Here is a 22,884-nt window from a genome sequence, read left to right as displayed (position 1 = left end):
TTTATTAGAATCTATACATGAAAAACCCGCCGTCCCCAAGGGGAGGCGGGTCTGAATGTGTCGCGATAAAGAGGCCGATTAAGCGTTGGCTTCTTCTTCGCCGCCTTCTTCTTCGTCGGCAAGACCGGCAGCCGGAGCGGCGATCGTTGCGATCGTGAAGTCGCGGTCGGTGATGACCGGGGATACATTCTTCGGCAGGGTGATATCCGAGATGTGGATGCTGGCACCAGCCTTGTGACCGGACAGATCAACAGTGAAGAATTCCGGGATCGCATCGGCCGGGCAGTGGACTTCGACTTCGTGGCGAACGATGTTCAGCACGCCGCCAGCCTTGAGGCCCGGGGACTTTTCGTGGTTTTCGAAGTGAACCGGGATTTCAACGGTCACCTGGGTGTTGCCGGAGACGCGCAGGAAATCGACGTGGACCGTGAAGTCGCGGACCGGATCGAGCTGGTAGTCCTTCGGCAGAACCTTGATCTTCTTGCCGTCGACGTCGATCGTCGCGATCGTGGTGAGGAAACCACCGGCATGAATGCGCTTCGTCACCTCATTGGTGTTGAGAGCGATCGAAATGGGGGCCTGCTTGTCACCATAGATGACAGCGGGAATGAAACCGTTGCGGCGAAGTTCACGGGCGGACCCCTTACCAACCCGTTCGCGCGCCTCGGCCTTGAGCTCGTAGCTTTCCTGGCTCATGGCTATTCCTTTCGAGGTTATTTGGAGAGTTCATCCGTTCATGCGAACCGGGTGAACTGGAGGAGGGCAAGCCCAGCCTCATCCGCGTTGCCTCCAAGGGTGTCTACGCGGACGCGTGGCGTATAATACAAAGAGGTCGGCGGCGCAAGCATCTCTGGAGAAAGCGCATCTGTGATGACATTGCAACTCATGATAAAGAGCCGACGATGCTATTTCTATCAATGGCTTGACATATACCCTCGGCCTCTTCAACAGTCGAATCCAATCGATCAGCGTCAAAGGGAAAGGTCGGGTTATGCGCCCCAAGGCTATCGCCGCCGCCGCAGTTTTTTCCATCGGTCTCACGGCCGTTTCGCAGGCGGCCGACGTCAATGAGCAGGGCGCGAAGGAGCTGCGCAATATCTTGACGCATTCGCTCTCGCGCGATCTCGCCCGCAGCGGTTTTGTCGCCGTCAAACCGGCCGGCGATCAATATGAGATTACCTACGATCTCGCAAAATTCTTCGACAAGGTCAATTCCGGCGCGTTTTCCGTCACCGGCTTGAAGCCGCTCTCGCTGTTCGCGCAGCCGCTCGATCAGGGCAGATGGCATCTGAAGGGCGACAACAGCGTTGATATCTCGGTTCATTCGCCTGCGTCCGACCTTACCTATTCGGTCGCATCCAGCTCCGTCGAAGGCATTTTCGATCCGGCGATCGAGATGATGCGCTCGATGCAGGTGAAGAGCAGCGGCGCCAAGTTCTCCAGTATCGGCAGCGGCAAAGATGCCGGACGTAAGGTGGATGCCACCATCGAGAGCGCATCCTTCACCCATGCGGTGACCGACAGTACCGAGGCCGGCAAAGTGGACCTGCAATCGCAGGGTATGCTGCAGCATTTCAGCGAACAAACTGCTGCACCCGGCGCGCCATCCGTTAACCTCAGCGCTGACAGCATCGACGTCAAAGTGACCGCGACGAGCTTGCCGGTGAAGGAGTTGCGTGAGCTCATTCGCTTCTTCGTCCAGCACATCAAGGCGAAACAGTTATCGGAGAGCGGCAGCAAGAAGTTCGAGGAACTGGTGCGCCGCGCCTTGCCGGTATTCGGCTCGCTGAATGAGACGGTGACGCTGAACAATGCGCTGTTTGCGACCGATAAAGGGAAGGTCGGCGTTAAGAGCTTAGACTATAGTTTCAAGATGGATGGTCTGACAAAGGCCTCCAACATTAATTTCGGTGTGCGGGCGGAACATTTCACGCCGGACGCCGATCTTATTCCGCCAGCTTATGCGGCTTTCCTGCCCGAGACGGTCGATGTGCAGCTCGGAATTCCCAACATCAACTTCGATGGTCTCGTCGACACGGTTCTGGAAGCCGTGGCGGAACGCGCCACGCCGATCTCGGGCGAAGCATTGAAGCGCACCATGTTCCCGAGCGGCTATGGGACCCTCGAATTCCCGAGGATCAGCGCGACTTCCAGTGTTTATGACGTTGAGGTTTCCGGCGCGTTGAAGGGTTCCACGAAGCACCATGCAAGCTATTCGCTGCAGGCGACCATTCTTGCACGCAATTTCGACGGGACCGTTGCCGCCATTCAAAATGCTGCAAAAACGGACCCGCAACTAAACAGCGTTTCCTTCAGCCTGCTGGCCGCCAAGGGCTTTGCCAAGACCGATCCGGATGGCCGTCTGCGCTGGGACGTCACGATGGATGAAAATCGGACCGTCACGGTGAACGGGCAGGTGATGAAGGCTCCCTGACGCCACGTCCAGCTTGCAAGCCGGGGGGCGGGCAGCGTCATCATTCAATTGAGAATCACGTTTAGGGTTTTCCCGCTTTCAAATTGTTTTTCCTAGCATCACGGGGGTGAATTATGCGTTTTAAAACAGTTGCCGCTGCGGCAATATTCGCCGTTGGTCTGGCCGGCGCCTCGCAGGCGGCCGACGTCAATGAGCAGGGAGCAAAGGACCTGCTCGGCAACCTGACGCATTTCCTGCCCGACGATCTCGTTAAGAGCGGCTTTATTGCTGTGACGCCGACGAGCGGTCACTATGAAATCACCTATGACCTGCAGAAATTCTTCGACAAATTGAACGTCACCGGTTTCGACATTACCGGGCTGAAGCCGTTGATCGCCCTTGCGACACCGCTGGACAGCGGCCTGTGGAACATCGAGGGGAACAATGCGATCGACGTGACGGCGCGTTCGAAGCCGGGCAGCAGCCCAGATGCAGAGTTCCGTTATGGGGTGGCATCGTCCAGTTTCACGGGCGTCTTCGACCCTGCTATCCACTATGTTCGCTCGATGGACGTGAAAGGCAGCGGCATCACGCTCGCCACCAAGATGACTGACAATGGTGTGGAGAAAAACGATATCACGATCGATGGTATCAACTACGCGCTCTCGTCATCCAGCAGCGGCGAGCCGGATAAGCTCGACCTCCAGATGATCGGAGGCCTGCAATCCTTCCAAGACAAGGTTTCTTCCGATTCTGCGACGCTTGGCGAATTCAAAATCGGGGCGATCGATTTCAAGGCCAGTGCGACCAAGCTGCCGCTGAAGGCGCTGAACGAGATTTTGCGCTTCGTCTCCGACCACAAGGACACAAAAACCCTGTCCGACAGCGAAAGCGCGGCGCTCAAGGCATTGCTGCGGAACGCGATGCCGATTGCCGACTCGTTCGAAGAGTCGGTCTCCGCCAAGGATATTTCCGTGACGACCCCGCTCGGCAATGGCGGGCTGCAGCAGGTGGGTTATTCGTTCAAGATGGCCGGGCCGGCCAACGCGGTGAATGCCGATTTCGGTATGCGTGCCGAAAAGCTGACCCTGGCCTCCGGCCTGGTGCCCGAGGACTATGTCGCCTTTATTCCCGATGCCGCCGAATTGCAGATGCAAGTTCCCAACCTGAATTTTACCGCCCTGTTGGATGTCCTGCAGCAGGCCGATTTCAGCAATCCCGAGGGTACGCCCTCCGTGGATGAAAAGTTGCAGCAGGCCATGTTCCCGGACGGAACGATGACGATCAATTTTCCGAAAATCAGCGCGGCTTCGGGCCTTTACGACATTGAGGCTTCCGGCAGCATGCGCGGTTGGTTGAACGAAAAGGACCGTGTCGCCTTGAAGATGACGGTGCTTGCCCGCGATCTCGACAAGACCATTTCTGCCGTTCAAGACGCCGCGAAGACGGAACCGGACCTCAATCAATTGTCCTTCGGTCTGATGATGGCCAAGGGGTTTGCAAAGACCGATCCCGACGGTCGCTCGCGTTGGGAGGTCAACATCGCCGAAGACGAGTCCGTGACGATCAACGGACAAGTCATCAAATAAGCCGCCCGAATTTCAGAATGCGACCATGTTTGTCTTAAAGCCGCTGGCCCAACGCTCGATTTCGCTTCTGTGGGCCGGCCAGGTGTTGGCGGCAACCGGCTCCGAGTTCTACATGGTCGCCGTCGTCTGGATTGCGGCGGATTTCATCGGTCGTGACGCGGGTTATGTTTCTGCCTTGCAGTCAGGCGCGCTTCTCTTCGGCAGCCTGTTTGGTGGCATTCTGACGGATCGCTGGCGGCACAGCACGACGATGATCTCGGCCGACGTCCTGCGTGCGGTTCTCTTGTTGGTGCTGTCCGTTGCCGGTCTCATGCATTTCATGAGCCTGCCGCTGTTGATGGTGCTCGCCGGATGCATTGCCTTGCTGACCTCCGCCTTCGATCCGTCGTTGCAGGCAACGCTTCCGACCATCGCGGTCGATCCGGACATTCGTCATGCGACCAACGGATTGTTCGACGCGACGAGGCGCATGGCCCGGATCCTCGGACCCAGCATGATTGCACTGGTCAATGGTTTTCTGCCGAAATCGCAGTTCTTCACGGTGACGGCGGCGACCTTCCTGCTTTCGGCTTTCGCCGTTTGGATGGCCGTCGCCAAATTACCGGCGGCGCCCCGGCGGCGCGAATTCTCGGGGACGGCGGCGGTGATCGACGGCGTGTTGGGCGGGTGGCGGATGGCGCGGGGCCATGCCGCCATACTCTATGGCCTGTTCACGAACCTGATGGGTAATATCGCCTGGGCGATGGGCATTCTGCTCGGAATGATCCTGCATCTGCGCGAGACCAGCGCCGATCCCTTGACTAATTACAGCCTGATGATGACGGCCTACGGCGTCGGCAACGTGACGACCAATCTCATCCTCAGCAACATAAAGCCGCGCAGACCGGTCGTTTGGATCATCGCGGCAAAGCTGATTTTTGGCGCCGGTGTCTTCCTGCTGCCGCTGATGCATGATCGTCTATGGCTCATGGTCGTCGCGTGCCTCGCTGCCATCAACGGCCCGTTCGAGAATCTTGCCATGCTGCACCTGATGCAGACGCGCAGCGAACCCCATCGCCTAGTGCAGGCCTACCGCTTGCTGATGTGCGCGATCTTCCTCGGTCTTTTCCTGGCCTATCTCATGTCGCCCAGCCTATTTGCCTGGTTCGGCATCGGCCCATCGATCATGGGCGCCGGTGCGGCTGTCTTTGTCGCCGGGCTTGTTGGCATAGGGCTGCTTGTCTGGAGGCAAAGCCATCCGGTCGATGCGAAACCCGCATGAGAAGAGCCGGCCGGCCTTAGACCGGCGTGCGTTCATTTGAGCGCACAAAGGTCGCTCTAGTCTTCTGAATCCAGAGCATCCTATCCGCCCCAAGGTGATTCCACCTGAAAGCGGGATGCTCTAGTCGAACAGGCTCGAAACCGATTCTTCCTGGCTCGTGCGATTGATGGCTTCGCCGATGAGGCCCGCCGCGGAGACCACGCGGATATTGTGGGCGGAGAGAACAGCCGTTGTCGGCTGGATCGAGTCGGTGATGACGAGCTCGCGCAGCTTCGACGAGGTGATGCGGGTGACTGCGCCGCCGGAGAGAACGCCGTGGGTGATATAGGCGGTGACGCTTGCCGCGCCCTGTGCGAGCAGAGCGTCGGCCGCGTTGCAGAGCGTGCCGCCGGAATCGACGATATCGTCGATCAGCAGGCAGTCTTTTCCTTCCACGTCGCCAATGATGTTCATCACTTCGGATTCGCCCGGGCGATCACGGCGCTTGTCCACGATCGCCAGCAGACAGTCGAGACGTTTGGCAAGGGCGCGGGCGCGCACGACGCCGCCGACGTCGGGCGAGACGACCATGACGTTGCTGATGTCGTAATTTACCTTGATGTCACGGGTCAGGACCGGAACCGCATAGAGGTTGTCGGTCGGGATATCGAAGAAGCCCTGGATCTGGCCGGCATGCAGGTCGAGCGTCAGAACGCGGTCGGCGCCGGCCTCGGTGATCAGATTGGCCACCAGCTTGGCCGAGATCGGCGTGCGCCCGGAGGCGCGACGATCCTGGCGGGCATAGCCGAAATAGGGGATGACCGCTGTAATGCGCCGCGCCGAGGAGCGCCGCATCGCGTCGATCATGATCAACAGTTCCATGAGGTGGTCGTTCGTCGGAAACGAGGTCGGCTGGACGACGAACACATCCTCGCCGCGCACGTTTTCCTGGATTTCGACGAAGATTTCCTGGTCCGCGAAACGCCGGACACTGGCCTTACCCAAGGGTACATTGAGATAATTGCAGATCGCTTCGGCGAGATGCCTGTTCGAATTGCCTGCGAAAACCTTCATTTTGGCCCGCCTGTTACCAACCTGATAGCCGCGCTTTTAACCGCCTCGCTCTCGAATGCAAGGGGCTACAGCGCAATAGCTTTCATATTTCTGAAAAGCTTGTGGCTATCCACCGCGGGAGTCGCGCCAGGAATTGAAATCCGACATGGTTTCCGTGGCGATTTTTTGCATGACGGAGGGCGGGATGGCGGCCCACGGGTCGCCGCGCTTCAGCGGTGCACTTTCCGATCCCTGGATTCGGTGTAGGCGGGCGCCGCTGTTGTCGAGAACATCCCAGACATAGGTGACGGAAATCTGCGGTCCGTCCTCGAAGGCGGATAGATAGCCCTTCAGGATATAGCTGGCACTGGAATCGCTGGAGCTCTTGATCGTCAGGCCGAGCGCGCGGGCCTCGGCCCCGAGCTGGCGCGACAGCGGTGTAACGGCCTGAACCGGCGCGCCAATGATCGGCAGGAAGCGGACGCTGTTTCTGTCCGTCGCCGCGGCCGGGGGAAGGGAGGCTTGCTGTTGTTGCTGTTGTTCAGGCTGCTGCTGATCATCCTGCGGGTCTTCAGCCGCTTGTTGCCGCTGCGGCTGCGGTTGTGGATCGTCGGAGAGGCGGCGATCGGCCTCGCGCTGCTCGTCGGCGTCCGAAGCCTGCGAATCCTGTGACTGGATGGAGGCGGTCCGCGAGCCGTCGAGCGGGCGGGAGGCATAGGGATTGCGACCGCCACTTCTTAGCGCGGCCGCCTGATCGTCGAGCGAGCCACCACCGCCATAGTTTTGCGACTGATATGCCTGCTGCTGATAGCCCTGCCGCTGGTAGCTATAGCTGTCCTGCGCGGTCTCATAATTCTGCTGGCGTTGCGGCGCGGCTGCCATGCGCTCGACGTCGCGTTGGGTGACGGGGCTGGAGCCGGCATCGCCGATGCTTTCGGGCGGGGTCAGGGCATCCGTCGTGTTGCAGGCGGCGAGCGCGAAGCAGAAGCCAACGGAAACAAACGTTGTCCTGACCAGTCCCATTTGCGCGATCCCTTCCTTAGACGGTCACCCCGTTCAGGATCGCTATTTTACGCCGCTAACGGTTAAGAAATTCGAGCTGGTGACGCGACAAAGATTTTGGAGCCTGAGAGGTCGTCAGATAGGTCTGGCCGAGCGTCATCGCGGTGCCGGTGTCGGAGTCCATGATGATCATGTGCACGAAGAGCGACATGCCTTCTTCGATCTCCTGCGGATTGCCGATATGAAACATCTGATGCTCCATCCAAGAGGGCGAGAAGCGGGCGCCGAGCGAGTAGCCGCAGGCGTTCAGCCGGTGTCGGGCAAGGCCGCGCTCGTCCATGATCTTGGCATGCATATCGAAGACGTCGCCGAAGGTGTGCCCGGGCTTCAGCACGGTTTCGATCGCCTGGATGGTCTCGAGGCACGCATTGTAGAGTTCGCGGTGGCGGTGAGTCGGATCGCCGATGACGACCGTACGCATCATGGCGGCGTGGTAATGCGCATAGGTGCCGGCCCATTCGAGGGTCAATTGGTCGTTGGCATCCAGCTTGCGGCGGCCAGCCTTGTAGCGGCAAAGCAGGGCCTCGGCGCCGGAGCCGATGATGAACTCATTGGCGGGATAATCGCCGCCGCCGGAAAAGATCGCGCCCTGCATGGCGGCAAGGATGTCAGCTTCGTCGGCACCGGGCTTGATCAGGGCAAGTGCTGCGTCCAGCGCATCGTCGGCAAGCGCAGCGGCGCGCTCGACATAGGCGATTTCCGTCGGACTTTTGACGAGGCGCAGACGACTGACGAGATAGGAAGCGTCGATGATCTGGCCGAAGGTGGCTATCTGGTTGTCGAGCAGGCGCGCGACGCGGCCGGTCATGCCATGGGTATCGTATTCCACGCCGATACGGGCGCCGAGGAGATCGAGCTCCACCAGCAATTCCTTGAGATCGAGAGTCGGATCGGCGTTCACGCGGTCGACCCAGATGCGGATGTCGGAGATGACCGATGTGAGCTGCGCCTGGCGAAGATCGGCCGAGCGGGTGAGCAGCACCATCGTACCATCAGCCTTGACCACCAGCGTCTGGAAGAAGCAGTAGCCGAAGGTGTCGTAACCCGTCAGCCAGAACATGCTCTCTTGCGCGAAGAGCAGCATGGCGTCGATCTTCTCTTCCTGCATTTTCGCGAGAAGGCGGGCACGGCGGGCGTCGAATTCACTGCGTTCGAAATGCAGGGCCATTTTAGAACGTCTCCTCGATGGCAATAGCGGAAATCTGTCGACCGTAATCCGATTCCTTCGCATGCGTGGTGCGGCGATAGGAGAAGAAGCGGTCGGGATCGGGATAGGTGCAGAGATTGAGGTTTTCGGCGGTCACGCCGGCCTTGCGCAGGCGGTCGATCGTCAGACCCGGCAGGTCGAACATCGCGTGACCGGCCTGCTCGGACGGAATGAAGTATTTGGCATAGCCCGGGTCGTAGGTAACGAAACGATCCACGAATTCCGGGCCGACTTCGTAGCTTGCCTGGCTGATCGAGGGGCCGAGGCAGGCGGTGATCAGCCCCCGCTTGGCGCCGAGCGCGACCATGGCTTCGATGGTGTTTTCCAGAACGCCGGTCAGTGCGCCCTTCCAGCCGGCATGGGCAGCTCCAATCACCCGGTTTTCAGGATCAGCGAAGAGGATTGGGCCGCAATCGGCGGCGAGCACGCCGAGCACGATCCCTGGCGTCGCCGTCACCATGGCATCGGCTTGCGGGCGCGTGCCGTCGTAGTTTGCGTCGACGGCGATCACGTCGGGCGAATGGATCTGATGAACGGTCGCGAGCCGTTCCAGCGGCAGGCCGAACCAGGCAGCGACGCGACGGCGATTTTCCTGGACATGCTCCCGATTGTCGTTGGAGCCGAGGCCGACATTCAATCCGCGATAAAGGCCCTCAGAAACGCCGCCGTCACGGGTGAAATAGCCGTGGCGGATGCCGGCGCTCTTGGCGGCGCTCAGCAGCGTGCTTTCGATCGGAGTCGGCAATGCGGCGTCCTTGATATGTTCTTTCGTGCTGGAAATAACGCTTCCGTGGCGAAGCGGTTCGATTTGAGCGGGATGTTGGCCCAGCGATGCGCGTTCTGTCAATCCGCAGAGATCACTAGCGTTGATCAGCGGACTGGACGAAAGGGCAAAAGATCGATCGCCGGACTGGAGACGGCCAGTACCTTGAAAAGCTCGCCCATCTTGCCTTCGCCGGCGCCGGCGAGCCGTTCCACGGCGGTACGGATATTGTCTTGCGTCGCGGCATCGTGGTCGCGGCCAAGCGCCGCAGCCCGCTCCAAAAGCCCAAGGCCGATGAGAAAATCACCCTGATGGCAGCATCCATTGATATGCAGGCCGGAAGCAAGAGCGGTTTCGGCCAGATGTTGGAAATCGACATGGCTGGTGAGGTCCGCTTCGCCGGGATGATCCAGCGGCGGGTCGTATTCATGCATGCGCACGGCCTGCAGCGTATCGCCAAAGCCTGTCGCCATATGGCCGTAATCGATGGCGAGCGCCGTACCGCCATGGGCAGCGAGCCGGTCGCAGATCGTCGTCATCACCGCTTGGCGGGCAGGGGCGATTTCGAAGATCGTGCCGACCGGCGGAAGCGGCCCGGTGGGAAGAAGCGCAGGGTCGAGGCTTGCGACGCCGGCGGTGAAAGTCAGCTCGTCATTAACGTCGAGCCCGACCGTGCGCTCACGAAAACCGTTGGCGGTGCGGATGAACTGGCGAATGGGGATGGCGTCGAACAGTTCGTTCGCGGCAAGAAGGGTGAAGCCGGCCGGCACCTCGTCGAAGTCCGAATGCCAGGAAACCTTGTCACCGTGAGTGTCGAGCGTCTGGCGCTGAAAACCCTGCAGCCGCTCGCTGGTTTCGACCAGATGCACGCTCATCGCATCGAAGAGCGGCGGCGCAAGCTTGGCGATGACGCGCAGCATGTCGGCCATCATCGTGCCGCGGCCAGGGCCAATTTCGACGAGGCGGACATTAGCCGGCGTGCCGTGGCGCTGCCAGGCGTGCACCATGAAGACGCCGATCATCTCGCCGAAGAGCTGGCTGACCTCGGGTGCCGTGACGAAATCGCCGATGCGGCCGAAGGGCTCGCGCGTCTTATAGTAGCCGTGCTGCGGGTCAGCGAGGCAAAGCGAGAAATAGTCGGTGATGCTGACCGGTCCGTTGGCACGGATAATGGCCTTGATTTTTTCCCCGAGCGCGGTCGTCATCGTTTGGTCTCGCAAAAGCATGGTCCCGAAAAATATGAAGCGGCTTTCGGGCGGATCATGCGACATTAAACCCAGAGTTCAAGCCGTCTGCCTGGCTGCAACGTGGCGGGCGCGGATAACGGCCCACAGGCCGATCGCGACCATTGGCAGGGAGAGCACCATGCCCATGGTCAGCCAGTTCGTGCCAAGCAGATAGCCGAGCTGCTCATCAGGCTGGCGGAAGAATTCGACGAAAATGCGCGAGAAGGCGTAACCGATGACGAAGACGCCGCTGACGGTGCCGGGCTTCTTCAGCGCCAACACCCAGCGCGTGAGGATGAAGAGGACGGTGAAGAGCACGATGCCCTCGATGCCGGCTTCATAGAGCTGGCTGGGGTGGCGCGGATCAGGGCCGGCAGGGCAGACGCCCTGGTGAGCGGCTATGATATGCGGGCTGCAGAAAACCATCGCCCAGGGCACATCGGTGGTCCGGCCCCAGAGCTCGCCGTTGATGAAATTGGCGATACGGCCGAAGAAAAGACCGATCGGGGCAACGGCGGCGACGATATCGAACAGGCTCCAAACCGGAATCTTGTTGCGATTGGCAAACAAAATCATGGCGATGGTCGTGCCAATCAATCCACCGTGGAAAGACATGCCGCCATTCCAGACCTCGATGGCGCGGATCGGATTGGCGAGCACCGGATCGAGGTCGTAGAACAGGATATAGCCGATGCGTCCGCCGAGCACGATGCCGAAGGCGACCCACAGGATGAAGTCGTCCAGATGCGCACGCGTCATCGGCGCTGTGTCGTTCAGCCAGAGCTTGCCATTGTCGACCAGTCGTCTCGCATAAAACCAGCCGAGCAGGATGCCAGCGACATAGGCGAGGCCGTACCAGTGGATCGACAGCGGCCCGAGCGAAAAGGCGATCGGATCGATATCCGGAAACGGCAGGATGGCGGCGAGGTAGGCGGATGTCAGCAAGATTGTCGGGTCCGTTAGAGCATGATTCCCAAAGCTATGACGCAGCTATTGGATAAGAGCATGCTAAATCCAATGTGCGCGGAACATGGCGTTCGCTACTGAAACGGTCAAGTCGATTATTCGTGTGTCCCGCACCACGGCACCGGTTGTCCCGCTCTATCTCAATTTGCTTGCATCGAACCCTCGGAAATCTTACCTCAGATCTATCTGGCCCCATCTATGATGCCGTCCATTTTCGGGGCCGACGGCCGTAAGGAGATCACTATGAGCACTGGACCGAACCGTATCTTGGATGAATTCGCCAAGCTGATGACCGATGCCGCCGGTGCTGCCCAGGGCGTGCGCCGCGAGATCGAAACGGCGTTCAATGCCCAGGCCGAGCGTTGGCTGAACAGCCTGGATATCGTCAAGCGCGAGGAGTTCGAAGCCGTTCGCGAAATGGCAATCAAGGCGCGCGACGAAAACGAAGCGCTGCTTGCAAGAATCGAAGCGCTGGAAGCGCGTCTTTCCTCCGAAGGCAAGTAATCGCAATTAATTTTGCGAGAAATCGGCGCGGCACGCGTCTGCCGCGCATTTTTCCTCTAAAATTTTCGACAGTTTTTCCACCTGTGGACACTGGCAAAAAAGCCAATCGTCAGAGTCAGTTATGACTCCCTTCTGAATAGACATCGGAAGAGCTGTCCACAGCGCCCTTCGCCAAAATCTCCGATGAGGGGCTGGCATGCCGGGCATGCCGTTATACACTGATTTTAAATGATGATTCGAAACGGACTTGGTAAGCTCCGGGCAGGGTGGATGCGTTAGTCTGGCGGCCGTTCAACATCATCCCGAGTATGTTTCCGGAGTAAAACTGTTTGCGTTTTTTCAGTGTTCGAGCACGGGGAAGCTGCATTCATTCCGGTCAAGAAGGTGCTGCATGAGCCTTATGGAAATGGAAGTCGAACGACAGTCGAATCCGGTCGATATGATCGAGTTCGTGGCCGCCAATAATGACTGGTCGTTCGAGCGGTCCGGCGAGGATGAAATTGCCATGACCGTCGAAGGCCGGTGGACCGATTATCATGTCTCCTTCTCCTGGATGGAGGAGTTCGAGGCGCTGCACATTGCCTGCGCTTTCGACATCAAAGTTCCCGATCCGCGCGTCAACGAGGTCATCAAGCTGCTGTCCTGCATCAACGGCCAGGTGCTGATGGGACATTTCGATCTCTGGCGGCAGGAGGATATCGTGATCTTCCGGCAGTCGCTGCTGCTTTCCGGCGGCGCCGAGCCGACCAACCGGCAGGTGGAAGTGTTGCTGTCCAATGCTCTTGACACCTGCGAAGCTTACTATCAGGCTTTCCAATTTGTAGTGTGGTCCGGCCTTGACGCAAACCGCGCCATGGAAGCCGTGCTTTTCGAAACCGTGGGCGAAGCCTGATATGGCAACTGAGGCATCATCGAGCGCTTTCGCATCCTCCGATCCGATCATCCTGATCGGGGCCGGCAACATGGGCGGCGCTCTGTTGACGGGTTGGCTGAAGAACGGCGTGCCGGGTTCCTCGGTGACCGTCGTGGATCCCAAGCCGTCCGAGGCGATGCTGAAGTTGATCGCCGATGCCGGTGCGAGCCATGTTACCAGCGTTCCCGCAGGTGTGACCGCCAGCGTTCTCTTCATCGCCGTCAAGCCGCAGGTCATGGAAGATGTATTGCCGCCGTTCAAGGCGTCGATCGGGCCGAATACGGTGGTAGTGTCGATTGCTGCCGGTAAGACATTGGCTTTTCTTGAAAATCATCTCGGTGAAGCGGCGATGGTGCGCGCAATGCCGAACACGCCGGCCATGGTCGGCCGCGGCGTTACCGGTGCGTTTGCCAATGCCAAAGTCGGCGAGCGCCAGCGCCAGTTGGTGCAAAATCTCTTGAAGGTGTCCGGTCCGGTCGAGTGGGTGCCAGCGGAGGCCGATATCGATTCGGTAACGGCCGTTTCCGGCAGCGGACCGGCTTATGTCTTTTATCTCGTCGAGTGCATGGCGGAGGCGGGCCGGAAGCTCGGCCTGCAGGCGGACCTCGCCATGCGTCTCGCACGGGAAACTGTCGCGGGGGCTGGTGAATTGTTGCATCAGTCCCCCGATGACGCTTCGCGACTGCGTCAGAACGTGACGTCTCCCGGCGGAACGACTGCCGCAGCCCTTGCCGTTCTGATGGCGGAAGATGGCATGCAGCCTCTGTTCGACGAGGCGCTCGAGGCCGCGCGTAAGCGCGCCCAGGAACTGGCCGGTTAAATTTTCCAGAGGGCGTGCCTATGGCGGAAGAGATCACCTATGGCGATTTCGAGCGGGTGGATATCCGTGTCGGGACGATCATCGAGGCGGAGCCTTTTCCAGAAGCACGCAAGCCGGCCTTCAAACTGAAGATCGATTTCGGACCGGAGATCGGCATCAAGCGCTCCTCGGCGCAGATCACCGTGCATTACACGCCGGAATCCCTCATCGGCCGCCAGGTCCTCGGCGTTGTCAACTTTCCGCCGCGCCAGATCGGTCCCGTCCGCTCCGAAGTGCTGACCCTTGGCTTTGAGGACGAAGCCGGCGCGATCGTGCTTGCGGCCGTGACCCAGCCGGTGCCGAATGGCAGGAAGATGATGTGATCTTACCTTCTCTCCGCTGGGGAGAAGGTCTTACGTTAATGAATATCCCGCGACACCGGCTCCGATACAATGAAATCCAGAAACTCGGCTTCGAAACCATCGCGTTGCGGTGAGCAGAAGACGGGGCCGATGGCGACGTCTTCCAGCGTAGGGTCGAACCAGGCGAGGCGGGCCATGCGCCACTCGTTCATCTTGTCGGTGCGGTATTGAACGAAAAGCGCGTCGCCGTTGCGCGTCACCCGCGCCGACATGGCACCGAACTCATGATCGAGCCGGAAGGCAGACCAATCGGAATTGCCGTCGGTGACCACAACGCTGAAATGCTTGGCGCCCTCGGTATATTCGATCCCGCATTTCATCCAGTGCATGTCGTCATGGCGGACCATGAGGCCGGCCTGGTCGTAGAGTTCGCGATAGTGGCCGATGAAAGTGATCTCGGCGGTGAAGTCGCCATGCCAATGTCGACCGAGGAAATGGCCGTCGTCGCGGTGGAAGCCGTAATAGGTTCCCTGCCAGAAATCGGTCTTATCGCCGGAGCGGACGATGAGCCGGCCGTTATTCATTTCCCAGGCCGGCGGCAGATTGAGCCAATGCATGTCGTTGATGTCGATCGGCATGCAATGTCCTTTCTTAGGTCCTCAAGCTGGAATGCGGATGGTGGCGCGCAGGCCACCCAACGGGCTGTCGCCGAGCGTGACATTGCCGCCGTGGCTGCGAGCGATATCGCGGGCAATGGCAAGGCCGAGGCCGGTGCCGGAATTGTCGAGATTGCGCGCCTCGTCCAGCCGGAAGAACGGCTTGAACACATCCTCTCGCGCATTGACGGGAATGCCGGGGCCGTCGTCGTCGAAATTAATCGTCAGCCATTTGGGGCTGTGCTTAGCTTCGATACGTAGCGTGTATGCATAGCGGCGCGCATTGGAGGCGAGGTTTGTCACCAGCCGTGTGAAGGCATTCGGACGGACGGAGATTTCATTGTCGCCATCGATGGAAAAGCTCATGGATTTGCCGTGCAGCGAGAAGTCCTGTTCGACCTTGTCGAGGATATCGCTGAGCCGCAGCTTGCCGACATCCTCTTCCGCCTCGCCCCGGGCGAAGGCCATATAGCCTTCCAGCATGCTCTGCATGTCCTCGACGTCCTCGCTGAGGCCGACAAGATCGGGATTGTCGCCGACAAGGGCGAGTTGCAGTTTGAAGCGCGTGAGCACGGTGCGCAGGTCATGGCTGACGCCGGACAGCATCGCCGTGCGCTGTTCGATCTGCCGTTCGATGCGCTCGCGCATCAGGATGAAGGCGAGACCGGCGCGGCGCACTTCGTCGGCGCCGCGCGGCGAATAGTTCTCCAGCCGCTGGCCCTTGCCGAAACTCTCGGCGGCCTGCGTCAGCGCCAGGATCGGCCGGATCTGGCCGCGCAGGAACAAGACGGCAATGCCGATCAGCACCAGCGATGTGCCGACCATCCAAAGAATGAAGATATGTGTATTCGAGGCGTAGGTCTGGCTCCGCTTGGCAAAGACGCGCAGCACCTTGTCCGGCAGTTTGATGCGGATTTCGACGAGGCTCGAATTGCCGACCGTGTCGACCCAGTAGGGGAGATTGATCTGGTCGCGGATTTCGTCGCTCAAGATGCCATCGAGAATCGAAAAGAACGGCTTCTCGCGCGGCGGCGGCAGTTCGCCGCCCGGCTCGATGGAGATGGCGAGGTCGAGCTTTTGCCGGGCCATCTGCGCGACCTGGGAATAGTCGGCATCCTGCGGATAGGTTTGGATGATGTCGATGACGGCGGCGATGTCGCGGGTGGTGGCCATCGACAGGCGTTGCGTCACCATCTGCCAGTGGCGCTCCATGAAGACGATGGTGACGACCGCCTGCAGGATGATCATGGGCAGGATGAAGATCAGCAGCGTACGCGCATAAAGGCCGGTCGGCAGTCGTCGCCGCCACCAGCGCGAAAGCCAGCGCATGCCATTGGAGGGCATGTGCTCCTGATCGCGTCTGATCGAGTCGAATGTCACCATCGCCGCTGATCCCAGGGAATTGAAATTAATCTATGCTCAGCCGATAGCCGATGCCGCGCACCGTCTGCAGCCAGATGGGGTTGGCCGGATCGTCCTCGATCTTGCGGCGCAGGCGGTTGATCTGCACATCTATGGTGCGCTCGCCGACTTCGGCGTCGCTGCCGATCAGTTCGTGGCGGGGAATCGTGTCGCCGGCGCGCTTGGCAAAAAGCAGCATGATTTCCTGCTCCCGATCGGTCAGGCGGATGAGCTCGGAGGCCTTCTTCAGCTCCTTGCGGGTCAGCGAGAAGGTATAGGGGCCGAACATTACCTGTTCGATCTTCGGCGCGTCCGCCGGCGCGTTGCGGCGCAGGATATTGTTGATGCGCAGCACGAGTTCGCGCGGATCGAAAGGCTTCGGCAGATAGTCGTCGGCGCCGGCTTCCAGTCCGGCGATCCGGGCTTCGGACTCGGCAAGGGCGGTGAGCATGATGATCGGAATGCTCTTGATGGCGCGCAGGCTTGCCGTCAGCGAGATTCCGGATTCGCCGGGCATCATCACGTCCATGATGATCAGGTCGAAATCGAGCCCTTCGAGCTTACGGCGGGCCTCTGCGCCATCGGCGGCGGCCGTCACCCGGAATCCCTTTTCCATGAGATAACGGTTGAGAAGGGCGCGGATACGCGTGTCGTCATCCACGACCAGGAGGTGCGCTGCATCGTCCGAAATTGCTGTTTTTGTTGTCATTCAATCCGTCTCGATTTTGTTCTATCCGTTTGATTGAGATGGTCTTGTCCAAAACCCCGCTTTGCGGCTCTTCGGTTCGAGACCATGACTCAGTCCTGCATTCCCCTCAGGAACCTTTTGACGCTTTCGCGCGTCGCATCGGACGCGCCTTCGAATGCCCGTTCAATACGGCGCGATTGCGGCTCGGCCAGCGCCAGTGCCAAATCGCGGCCGGCTTGTGTCGGATAGAGCTTGCGCTGCCGACGATCCTCAGGTCCGGCCACCTGATGAATATACCCTGAATCGATCAATTGTTTGAGAACCCGCGCCAAACTCTGTTTGGTGATCTTCAATGTTTCCAACAGGTCCGCAACCGTCATGCCGGGTTCGCGGTTAACGAAATGGACGACGCGGTGATGGGCGCGACCGAATCCGCTCTTGTCCAGAATCTGGTCGGGATCGGACACGAAGTCCCGATAGGCAAAGAAAAGCAGCTCGATAATCTCGAAATCGATGATCCCCGCATTCTCCATCGGCGTCGCCAGCAGCTCCGGTTTTACTGCTTTTGGGCTCGTCAGTCGTGGCACCTTGGCATTTCCTTTCCTATTTTGGGGCAATCGGGAAACTTACGCAAAAATATGTCAGCTTTATTGACGTATTTTTGCGCCGCTGCTAGTTTTCGCCGATCTTGCGCCGCCCGGACGGATATGGCCATATTTGGAAACTAAGCCCGGCTGCGCAAAACTCCAACACGTCTCATATTTTCCCCACTTCCATCGTGGATAATGCGTAATGGGGACAACAATCAACAGTCATGGCGTCCGGGCGCCGGAGGAGAAGCAAGATGGCATCGGTTCCTTTTGATCAACTGGATGGGGAGATCTGGTTCAACGGCGCATTCGTGCCCTGGAAGGACGCTAAGATTCATGTGCTGACCCATGGTCTGCATTATGCGAGCGCAGTTTTCGAAGGCGAGCGCGCCTATGGCGGCCGGGTCTTCAAGCTGACGGAGCACAATCAGCGTCTTCACAAGTCCGCCGACATTCTCGGTTTCAAAATTCCCTATAGCGTCGCCGAGCTGGATGCGGCGACAATCGAACTGTTGAAACGCCAGGGCTTTTCCGAGGCCTATGTGCGGCCGATCGCCTGGCGCGGCAGCGAGATGATGGGCGTGTCCGCCCAGAACAACCGCATCAATGTCGCGATCGCGATCTGGCAGTGGGGCAGCTATTTCAATCCGGCCGAAAAGCTGAAGGGTATCCGCCTCGACATCGCCGAGTATCGCCGCCCCGATCCGAAGACAGCACCTTGCGCTTCCAAGGCCGCCGGCCTCTACATGATCTGCACCATCTCCAAACATGCGGCCGAAGCCAAGGGTTATGCCGACGCGATGATGCTCGATTACCGCGGCCAAGTGGCGGAAGCGACGGGCGCCAATATCTTCTTCGTCAAGGACGGTGTAATCCATACGCCGACGCCGGATTGCTTCCTGAACGGCATTACGCGCCAGACGGTGATCGAACTTGCCAAACGTCGTGGATTGCAGGTTATCGAAAGGGCGATCATGCCGGAAGAATTGCCTGATTTCAGCGAATGTTTCCTGACAGGCTCGGCAGCGGAAGTGACGCCGGTCTCGGAAATCGGCCCCTATCGCTTCACGCCGGCATCGATCAGCGAAACGCTGATGAACGATTATATGAAGGAAGTGTATCCGACTGCGGCTGCCGCCGCATAAGACCTCAGAATAGCCCATAAAAGCCGGGCGGGGTTGGTCCCTCCCGGCTCTTATTCTATCCGACACCTCGTCTTATTTCCGGCCGAGAACCGCGCCGACGATCGCCGAGAGCACGCCACCGGCGATCAGCGCGGAGATGCCCTGCGCGATAATGCCCGTCAGCGCTTCGCTGCCGATCAGGTTGAGGATGAGGCCGCCGCCCAGACCGCCGACGGCGCCGGCAATCGTCCTAGCGACGAGATTGATCCCTTCTTGCTTCAGGGCGGCGCTGGCCGCGTTACCGCCGATTGCGCCGGCGATCAGTTGTGTGATGATTGGCCCCAGACTTTCCATGATTACCTTCTCCCCCTTGTCCCGGAAGCCCTTTCCGGAATGCCCTCTGCCACATCCCTGCTCATGCCCCGGGGAGTGGCGGTAATCCTAGTCGATATTAGGAATACATCATGTATCGGCCGGTGAAAACAGGAAGGCAACTCATACGGGAGAATTCTGCAATAATCGGTGGGAAAGTCCGCGCAAAAAGAGCGGCGGCCCTTTGGCCGCCGGCGATTTTGAGGAATTGTCGCTTAGCGGCCGCGAATCATTGATACACGTAGACGATGCGGCGGGTATTCGGATCGACCAGCACTGGCTGGCGGTTCACTTCCACGTAGCTGTATTGATAATCCGGGATACGGTGGATGACGACGCTTTGCGGCAAGGTGGCGCCGACCACGACGTTGCCGCGCAGGCGCACGGTGTTGACCCGGTTCTGGGTAATGTAGGTGCGGACTTCCGCCGGCGGGGCGACGGCATCGACCTCACTGACCGGGCCGATCAGCTCGTCGTCCGGTGAGGGGGAAACACTGCCCGTCGTCGCCTGATCAGTTTCGGTATAGGTAATCGTCGGTACGCCGAGCTGACTGTAGTGCTCCTCTACGACCACCGGATTGCCGTTCTGCTCAACGCTCAGGGCCTCGGCGTCCACCCAGCCGCGCATGCCATTGACATCGATGCGGCACCAGCTACTGCCTTGGATGCAGCCGTCGAGGGTCGCTTCAGAGCCGCGGGTTGCCATGCCGACACTCGGGTACTGCGGACCAGGGCCGGTGCGGACGTTGAGATCGGTCGCAGTTGTCGCCGACATCTGCGCTTGCGCGAACCAGGCACTGCCCAGGAGCACAAGGCCCGTCAGCAGCAAGTTTCTCTTTGCGAACATTGGTTTTCTCCTCTGCTTTGGCAGCCTACCTGTGCAAACGCTCGCAGGGGCGGAGGGTTCCGCTGCGCTGTTTTGCAGTCTCGGCATTTTCCGGGGAGGAGGGGCTGTTTTGCCCGGTGTTTGGGATTATATCGGCGGGATATGCATTCAACAGACGAGGCGCTTCCCATGGGCATGCTCCAGGCCGGCATCATTCCGGTGACACCCTTCGAACAGAACTGCACCATCTTGTTCGATCCGGAAACGAAGGAGGGAGTCGTGGTGGATCCCGGCGGTGACGTCGATGTTATCCTGCAGACGGTGCGCGAAAATGGCATCGTGCTGAAGGCGATCTGGCTGACGCATGGTCACATCGACCACGCCGGCGGCGCCGACGAACTTCGGGAAGCGCTGGGTCTGGAGGTCATCGGCCCGCATGAGGATGATCGCCCGCTGCTGCAGGATATCGAGGCGAAGAGCAAGATGTTCAACATCGAGGGCGTTCGCAACGTCGTGCCGGATCGTTTCCTGAAGGACGGTGACAAGGTTTCCTTCGGCGAACATGAGTTTGAGGTCTTCCATTGTCCCGGCCATGCCCCGGGCCATGTCATCTATTTCAACAGAACGCAGAAATTCGCCCATGTCGGCGACGTGCTGTTTCACGGCTCGATCGGCCGTACCGACTTGCCGGGCGGCAATCACCAGCAGCTCTTGGAGTCGATCCGCGACAAAGTGTTTCCGCTGGGTGACGATGTTGGCTTCATCTGCGGCCATGGCCCCGGCGGCCAGATCGGCGAAGAGCGGCGCACCAATCCCTTCCTGCGGGGGCTTTGACGCCAAAACAAAAGCGCCGCTCGATGGCGGCGCTTCCTTTCGAGACATCAGCTTGCACAGGGATTAATTGGCTGTGCAGAAATGGCGCATGCCGTCATAGCCGAGATAGGTACCGCTGCGGCCGTCGAAGCTGCTGTAGCGGTCGTAGCAATAACGCATCCATTGGGACGACCAGGGGCGCAGGCCGACGGGCTGCGGTGCGTAATAGCCGACATCACGCTCGACATAGACGCGGCGCGGTGGCGCGCGATAGTAATAGGGCGCGGGCGCCGCATAGTCGGGATCGACGTAGACCGGATCAGGTTCGACATAACGTGGTTGGCTGGCAATTGCGGAGCCGACGATGAGGCCGGTGGCGAGGCCTGCCGCGCCAATTGCCCAACCTTCCCCATTGTGGTGATGCCAACGGTCATCGGCCGAAGCGGTAGACATGGATGTCAGCGTCAGGGCCGCAGCCATGGCGGACATAAGGAGAGATTTGCCGAGCATGTTCATGAGTCTGTCCTCTAAGGGGAACCGGAAGACCGTAATTCCCAATCTTTATGGAGGACACACTAGACACGGCAAGCTGAATGCAGACTGAATGATAAAACCCGGCATCACTGCCGGGCTTCAACTCGAATGACAGCCGTAAGGCGCTCTCAGCCGGCAATCTGAAGATTGACAGCCTTCGGTCCCTTGCCGCGGCGATCCGGTTCCGTGTCGAAGCTTACCTTCTGGTTTTCTGACAGTCCTGCCAGACCAGAAGCCTGTACTGCGGAAATGTGCACAAAGATGTCCGCGCCACCCTTGTCCGGTTTAATGAAACCGAAGCCCTTATCGGTATTGAAAAACTTTACAGTGCCAGTCTCGGCCATGCCTCAGGTCCTTTTCTCTCTGCCCACCATCCACACGGGCAGCATTGCTGTATTGCCCTTGCGGGCGCTTGCAGGCAGTTCTCGCAATTTGAAGGAAAAGGTCCCCTATACCTCGGCGTGGTTTCGAAGCGAATTCGCGCATCGTTTCTCAACCAAGCTGACCGGAATAATTTAGCGTTTCCGGCGCGCAACTTTATTAAGGACTTCCCATGCTCTAAAAATGCCCGAACAGCGCTGAGAGTGCTGTGTTTATCGGGAATTGGCAAGCAAAAGTTTTTTAACGTGTTCCGGAGAGCACACTGCCGTAATGCAAGTGTGTTAGCGCGAATCGCAAATTTTCCCACGCCGACAACTAGTTTCTAAGGTTTTTGTATCGTTTGCGATATAATTTTGGCGAAATTTTCCCAAATGATATAGCCAAAATCCATCTTTCGGATCATTCGAAAAAAATTCATTAAGGCCGGCGTAGAACAGCCATAACGCGTATTTTCAACAATTTTCACGCTGCGATGCTACGCCGCCGGACGAGTTCCGGCACCAACTCCACCGCAAGCATGGCGATGAACATCAGGGTGCAGCCGGCATAGCCCAGGGGGCCCATGGTTTCACCGAGCAGCAGGCTGCCCAGCGAGGCGCCGAACAGAGCCTCGGAGGAGAGGAAGATCGCAGCCTGGGGCGCGGTTGTATAACGCTGGCCGATAACCTGAAGCACGAAGGCAAGACCGGACGAGAAGATGCCGACATAGAGGATTTCGCCCAGTGCTGCTTGGATGGCGGCGAAGCTGATCGGCTCGGCAATCACGGCGACCGCAAGGGCTGCGATCGCGGTAACCGCAAATTGCATGGCGGAGATTCCGAGCGGGCGGCCGGTTTCGCTGACGGAGGAGCCGGCGAGGGTGATCTGCGCTGCCCAGAAGAGGGCGCAGATGACGGTCAGGAAATCGCCGACCGTCAGCCGTGAAAAGGAGCCGCCGGACAACAGATATATCCCGCCGAGCGCTGTCAGCGCCGCCGGCCAGACGATCCAATGCGGCGGCCGGCGCAGGAAGACGACGGCGATCAGCGGCACGAAAACGACGTAGAGGCCGGTGATGAAGCTGGAATTGGTGACGGTCGTCGTCAAAAGCCCGATCTGCTGCGTTGCCGCTCCGCCGAAGAGCGCAACGCCGATGAGGAAGAAGGAAAGCCAGTTCCGGCGCGTCAGCGGTTTTTTGGCCTTGCGGTTTTCCATCCAGACAAAGGGCAGGACAACGATGGTGGCAACGGCGAAGCGCAGGCCGATGAACCAGAACGGCCCGATGGCTTTCATCGCCGTCGACTGCGCGACGAAGCCGCCGCCCCAGATGGCGGCAGCCAACAACAACACCAAATTCGCCTGTATGCGAGTCATCTGCATCCTACGGGAGGGGGAGGAAAGGGGAGACCGACCGTTAGCAGTT

The 22,884-nt window shown here is 59.4% G+C and carries 25 protein-coding genes; 9 read left to right on the top strand and 16 right to left on the bottom strand.

What is annotated here, in order from left to right:
- Positions 1-78: 78 nt before the first annotated feature.
- Positions 79-696, bottom strand: coding sequence for a 50S ribosomal protein L25/general stress protein Ctc (locus tag QA648_RS10095; protein ID WP_283046637.1), 618 nt, complete (start codon positions 694-696; stop codon positions 79-81).
- A 295-nt stretch (positions 697-991) separates the two neighbouring features.
- On the opposite strand from QA648_RS10095, the gene QA648_RS10090 reads away from it, so the two are divergent.
- The 3 genes from QA648_RS10090 (at position 992) to QA648_RS10080 (ending at position 5,263) form a co-directional block, all read left to right on the top strand.
- Positions 992-2,434 (top strand): hypothetical protein, encoded by a 1,443-nt coding sequence (locus QA648_RS10090; protein WP_283046635.1) that lies wholly within the window; start codon positions 992-994, stop codon positions 2,432-2,434.
- A 113-nt stretch (positions 2,435-2,547) separates the two neighbouring features.
- A complete protein-coding gene (locus tag QA648_RS10085; RefSeq protein ID WP_283046633.1) occupies positions 2,548-4,002 on the top strand; it encodes a hypothetical protein in 1,455 nt (484 codons plus the stop codon).
- A 25-nt stretch (positions 4,003-4,027) separates the two neighbouring features.
- Entirely contained in the window at positions 4,028-5,263 is a 1,236-nt protein-coding gene (locus QA648_RS10080; RefSeq protein WP_283046631.1) for an MFS transporter, read from the top strand.
- 120 nt (positions 5,264-5,383) lie between these two features.
- Here QA648_RS10080 and QA648_RS10075 read toward each other — a convergent pair whose 3' ends face one another.
- The 6 genes from QA648_RS10075 to lgt all read right to left on the bottom strand — a co-directional run bounded on the left by QA648_RS10075 (position 5,384) and on the right by lgt (position 11,498).
- A complete protein-coding gene (locus QA648_RS10075; protein ID WP_283046629.1) occupies positions 5,384-6,316 on the bottom strand; it encodes a ribose-phosphate pyrophosphokinase in 933 nt (310 codons plus the stop codon).
- A 105-nt stretch (positions 6,317-6,421) separates the two neighbouring features.
- Positions 6,422-7,318, bottom strand: coding sequence for a hypothetical protein (locus QA648_RS10070; protein ID WP_283046627.1), 897 nt, complete (start codon positions 7,316-7,318; stop codon positions 6,422-6,424).
- 55 nt (positions 7,319-7,373) lie between these two features.
- Positions 7,374-8,525, bottom strand: coding sequence for a Xaa-Pro peptidase family protein (locus QA648_RS10065; RefSeq protein ID WP_104823734.1), 1,152 nt, complete (start codon positions 8,523-8,525; stop codon positions 7,374-7,376).
- A gap of 1 nt (position 8,526) precedes the next feature.
- Positions 8,527-9,324, bottom strand: a complete 798-nt coding sequence (pgeF, locus tag QA648_RS10060) for a peptidoglycan editing factor PgeF (RefSeq protein ID WP_283051291.1) — start codon at positions 9,322-9,324, stop codon at positions 8,527-8,529.
- 110 nt (positions 9,325-9,434) lie between these two features.
- The gene (locus QA648_RS10055; protein ID WP_283046626.1) at positions 9,435-10,532 is read right to left on the bottom strand and encodes a class I SAM-dependent methyltransferase; all 1,098 of its coding nucleotides are present in this window, start codon (positions 10,530-10,532) and stop codon (positions 9,435-9,437) included.
- A 78-nt stretch (positions 10,533-10,610) separates the two neighbouring features.
- Positions 10,611-11,498, bottom strand: coding sequence for a prolipoprotein diacylglyceryl transferase (lgt, locus tag QA648_RS10050; protein WP_104823732.1), 888 nt, complete (start codon positions 11,496-11,498; stop codon positions 10,611-10,613).
- Positions 11,499-11,762: 264 nt separating this feature from the next.
- On the opposite strand from lgt, the gene QA648_RS10045 reads away from it, so the two are divergent.
- The 4 genes from QA648_RS10045 to QA648_RS10030 all read left to right on the top strand — a co-directional run bounded on the left by QA648_RS10045 (position 11,763) and on the right by QA648_RS10030 (position 14,118).
- Positions 11,763-12,023 (top strand): accessory factor UbiK family protein, encoded by a 261-nt coding sequence (locus QA648_RS10045; RefSeq protein WP_104825153.1) that lies wholly within the window; start codon positions 11,763-11,765, stop codon positions 12,021-12,023.
- Positions 12,024-12,414: 391 nt separating this feature from the next.
- A complete protein-coding gene (locus QA648_RS10040) occupies positions 12,415-12,915 on the top strand; it encodes a YbjN domain-containing protein (protein ID WP_104823731.1) in 501 nt (166 codons plus the stop codon).
- Between the two features lies 1 nt (position 12,916).
- Positions 12,917-13,756, top strand: coding sequence for a pyrroline-5-carboxylate reductase (gene proC, locus QA648_RS10035; protein WP_283046621.1), 840 nt, complete (start codon positions 12,917-12,919; stop codon positions 13,754-13,756).
- Positions 13,757-13,776: 20 nt separating this feature from the next.
- Positions 13,777-14,118: a tRNA-binding protein gene (locus QA648_RS10030; RefSeq protein ID WP_283046619.1), complete on the top strand. Its 342-nt coding sequence runs from the start codon at positions 13,777-13,779 to the stop codon at positions 14,116-14,118.
- Positions 14,119-14,153: 35 nt separating this feature from the next.
- Here the strand turns inward: QA648_RS10030 and QA648_RS10025 are convergent, their stop codons facing one another.
- From QA648_RS10025 to QA648_RS10010, 4 genes are all read right to left on the bottom strand, one after another.
- Entirely contained in the window at positions 14,154-14,735 is a 582-nt protein-coding gene (locus QA648_RS10025; RefSeq protein ID WP_283046618.1) for a DUF1349 domain-containing protein, read from the bottom strand.
- 21 nt (positions 14,736-14,756) lie between these two features.
- Positions 14,757-16,136, bottom strand: coding sequence for an ATP-binding protein (locus QA648_RS10020; RefSeq protein ID WP_283046617.1), 1,380 nt, complete (start codon positions 16,134-16,136; stop codon positions 14,757-14,759).
- 25 nt (positions 16,137-16,161) lie between these two features.
- Positions 16,162-16,863, bottom strand: coding sequence for a response regulator (locus tag QA648_RS10015; protein WP_104823727.1), 702 nt, complete (start codon positions 16,861-16,863; stop codon positions 16,162-16,164).
- 89 nt (positions 16,864-16,952) lie between these two features.
- Entirely contained in the window at positions 16,953-17,429 is a 477-nt protein-coding gene (locus QA648_RS10010; RefSeq protein ID WP_104823726.1) for a MarR family transcriptional regulator, read from the bottom strand.
- 257 nt (positions 17,430-17,686) lie between these two features.
- Here QA648_RS10010 and QA648_RS10005 point away from each other — a divergent pair, with 257 nt between their 5' ends.
- Positions 17,687-18,577: a branched-chain amino acid aminotransferase gene (locus QA648_RS10005; RefSeq protein ID WP_104823725.1), complete on the top strand. Its 891-nt coding sequence runs from the start codon at positions 17,687-17,689 to the stop codon at positions 18,575-18,577.
- Between the two features lie 72 nt (positions 18,578-18,649).
- On the opposite strand, the gene QA648_RS10000 is transcribed toward QA648_RS10005, so the two are convergent.
- Together QA648_RS10000 and QA648_RS09995 are read right to left on the bottom strand one after the other, a co-directional pair.
- Positions 18,650-18,910, bottom strand: a complete 261-nt coding sequence (locus tag QA648_RS10000) for a hypothetical protein (protein WP_104823724.1) — start codon at positions 18,908-18,910, stop codon at positions 18,650-18,652.
- Between the two features lie 247 nt (positions 18,911-19,157).
- Positions 19,158-19,775, bottom strand: a complete 618-nt coding sequence (locus QA648_RS09995; protein WP_283046613.1) for a DUF1236 domain-containing protein — start codon at positions 19,773-19,775, stop codon at positions 19,158-19,160.
- Positions 19,776-19,949: 174 nt separating this feature from the next.
- Between QA648_RS09995 and QA648_RS09990 the strand changes: the two genes are divergently transcribed.
- Positions 19,950-20,588 carry an MBL fold metallo-hydrolase gene (locus tag QA648_RS09990; RefSeq protein WP_104825152.1) on the top strand — a complete coding sequence of 213 codons (639 nt, stop codon included), beginning with the start codon at positions 19,950-19,952 and terminating at the stop codon, positions 20,586-20,588.
- A 63-nt stretch (positions 20,589-20,651) separates the two neighbouring features.
- Here the strand turns inward: QA648_RS09990 and QA648_RS09985 are convergent, their stop codons facing one another.
- The 3 genes from QA648_RS09985 to QA648_RS09975 all read right to left on the bottom strand — a co-directional run bounded on the left by QA648_RS09985 (position 20,652) and on the right by QA648_RS09975 (position 22,835).
- Positions 20,652-21,083 (bottom strand): BA14K family protein, encoded by a 432-nt coding sequence (locus QA648_RS09985; RefSeq protein WP_104823722.1) that lies wholly within the window; start codon positions 21,081-21,083, stop codon positions 20,652-20,654.
- Between the two features lie 146 nt (positions 21,084-21,229).
- Entirely contained in the window at positions 21,230-21,445 is a 216-nt protein-coding gene (locus QA648_RS09980) for a cold-shock protein (protein ID WP_004116423.1), read from the bottom strand.
- A gap of 499 nt (positions 21,446-21,944) precedes the next feature.
- Positions 21,945-22,835: a DMT family transporter gene (locus QA648_RS09975; protein WP_283046582.1), complete on the bottom strand. Its 891-nt coding sequence runs from the start codon at positions 22,833-22,835 to the stop codon at positions 21,945-21,947.
- Positions 22,836-22,884 lie beyond the last annotated feature (49 nt).

Origin of the sequence: Rhizobium sp. CB3171, assembly GCF_029714265.1 — a bacterium.
In the GTDB taxonomy this organism is placed as follows: Bacteria; Pseudomonadota; Alphaproteobacteria; order Rhizobiales; family Rhizobiaceae; genus Rhizobium.
Note: the sequence above shows the minus strand (reverse complement) of the source record. Positions and strands in the feature narration are given on the sequence as shown.

What these genes read in the sequence shown, in the direction of transcription:
- QA648_RS10095 (WP_283046637.1), bottom strand. Translation starts at nt 696, where the DNA reads ATGAGCCAGGAAAGCTACGAGCTCAAGGCCGAGGCGCGCGAACGGGTT.
- QA648_RS10090 (WP_283046635.1), top strand. Translation starts at nt 992, where the DNA reads ATGCGCCCCAAGGCTATCGCCGCCGCCGCAGTTTTTTCCATCGGTCTC.
- QA648_RS10085 (WP_283046633.1), top strand. Translation starts at nt 2,548, where the DNA reads ATGCGTTTTAAAACAGTTGCCGCTGCGGCAATATTCGCCGTTGGTCTG.
- QA648_RS10080 (WP_283046631.1), top strand. Translation starts at nt 4,028, where the DNA reads ATGTTTGTCTTAAAGCCGCTGGCCCAACGCTCGATTTCGCTTCTGTGG.
- QA648_RS10075 (WP_283046629.1), bottom strand. Translation starts at nt 6,316, where the DNA reads ATGAAGGTTTTCGCAGGCAATTCGAACAGGCATCTCGCCGAAGCGATC.
- QA648_RS10070 (WP_283046627.1), bottom strand. Translation starts at nt 7,318, where the DNA reads ATGGGACTGGTCAGGACAACGTTTGTTTCCGTTGGCTTCTGCTTCGCG.
- QA648_RS10065 (WP_104823734.1), bottom strand. Translation starts at nt 8,525, where the DNA reads ATGGCCCTGCATTTCGAACGCAGTGAATTCGACGCCCGCCGTGCCCGC.
- QA648_RS10055 (WP_283046626.1), bottom strand. Translation starts at nt 10,532, where the DNA reads ATGACGACCGCGCTCGGGGAAAAAATCAAGGCCATTATCCGTGCCAAC.
- QA648_RS10045 (WP_104825153.1), top strand. Translation starts at nt 11,763, where the DNA reads ATGAGCACTGGACCGAACCGTATCTTGGATGAATTCGCCAAGCTGATG.
- QA648_RS10040 (WP_104823731.1), top strand. Translation starts at nt 12,415, where the DNA reads ATGAGCCTTATGGAAATGGAAGTCGAACGACAGTCGAATCCGGTCGAT.
- proC (WP_283046621.1), top strand. Translation starts at nt 12,917, where the DNA reads ATGGCAACTGAGGCATCATCGAGCGCTTTCGCATCCTCCGATCCGATC.
- QA648_RS10030 (WP_283046619.1), top strand. Translation starts at nt 13,777, where the DNA reads ATGGCGGAAGAGATCACCTATGGCGATTTCGAGCGGGTGGATATCCGT.
- QA648_RS10025 (WP_283046618.1), bottom strand. Translation starts at nt 14,735, where the DNA reads ATGCCGATCGACATCAACGACATGCATTGGCTCAATCTGCCGCCGGCC.
- QA648_RS10020 (WP_283046617.1), bottom strand. Translation starts at nt 16,136, where the DNA reads ATGGTGACATTCGACTCGATCAGACGCGATCAGGAGCACATGCCCTCC.
- QA648_RS10015 (WP_104823727.1), bottom strand. Translation starts at nt 16,863, where the DNA reads ATGACAACAAAAACAGCAATTTCGGACGATGCAGCGCACCTCCTGGTC.
- QA648_RS10005 (WP_104823725.1), top strand. Translation starts at nt 17,687, where the DNA reads ATGGCATCGGTTCCTTTTGATCAACTGGATGGGGAGATCTGGTTCAAC.
- QA648_RS10000 (WP_104823724.1), bottom strand. Translation starts at nt 18,910, where the DNA reads ATGGAAAGTCTGGGGCCAATCATCACACAACTGATCGCCGGCGCAATC.
- QA648_RS09995 (WP_283046613.1), bottom strand. Translation starts at nt 19,775, where the DNA reads ATGTTCGCAAAGAGAAACTTGCTGCTGACGGGCCTTGTGCTCCTGGGC.
- QA648_RS09990 (WP_104825152.1), top strand. Translation starts at nt 19,950, where the DNA reads ATGCTCCAGGCCGGCATCATTCCGGTGACACCCTTCGAACAGAACTGC.
- QA648_RS09985 (WP_104823722.1), bottom strand. Translation starts at nt 21,083, where the DNA reads ATGAACATGCTCGGCAAATCTCTCCTTATGTCCGCCATGGCTGCGGCC.
- QA648_RS09980 (WP_004116423.1), bottom strand. Translation starts at nt 21,445, where the DNA reads ATGGCCGAGACTGGCACTGTAAAGTTTTTCAATACCGATAAGGGCTTC.
- QA648_RS09975 (WP_283046582.1), bottom strand. Translation starts at nt 22,835, where the DNA reads ATGACTCGCATACAGGCGAATTTGGTGTTGTTGTTGGCTGCCGCCATC.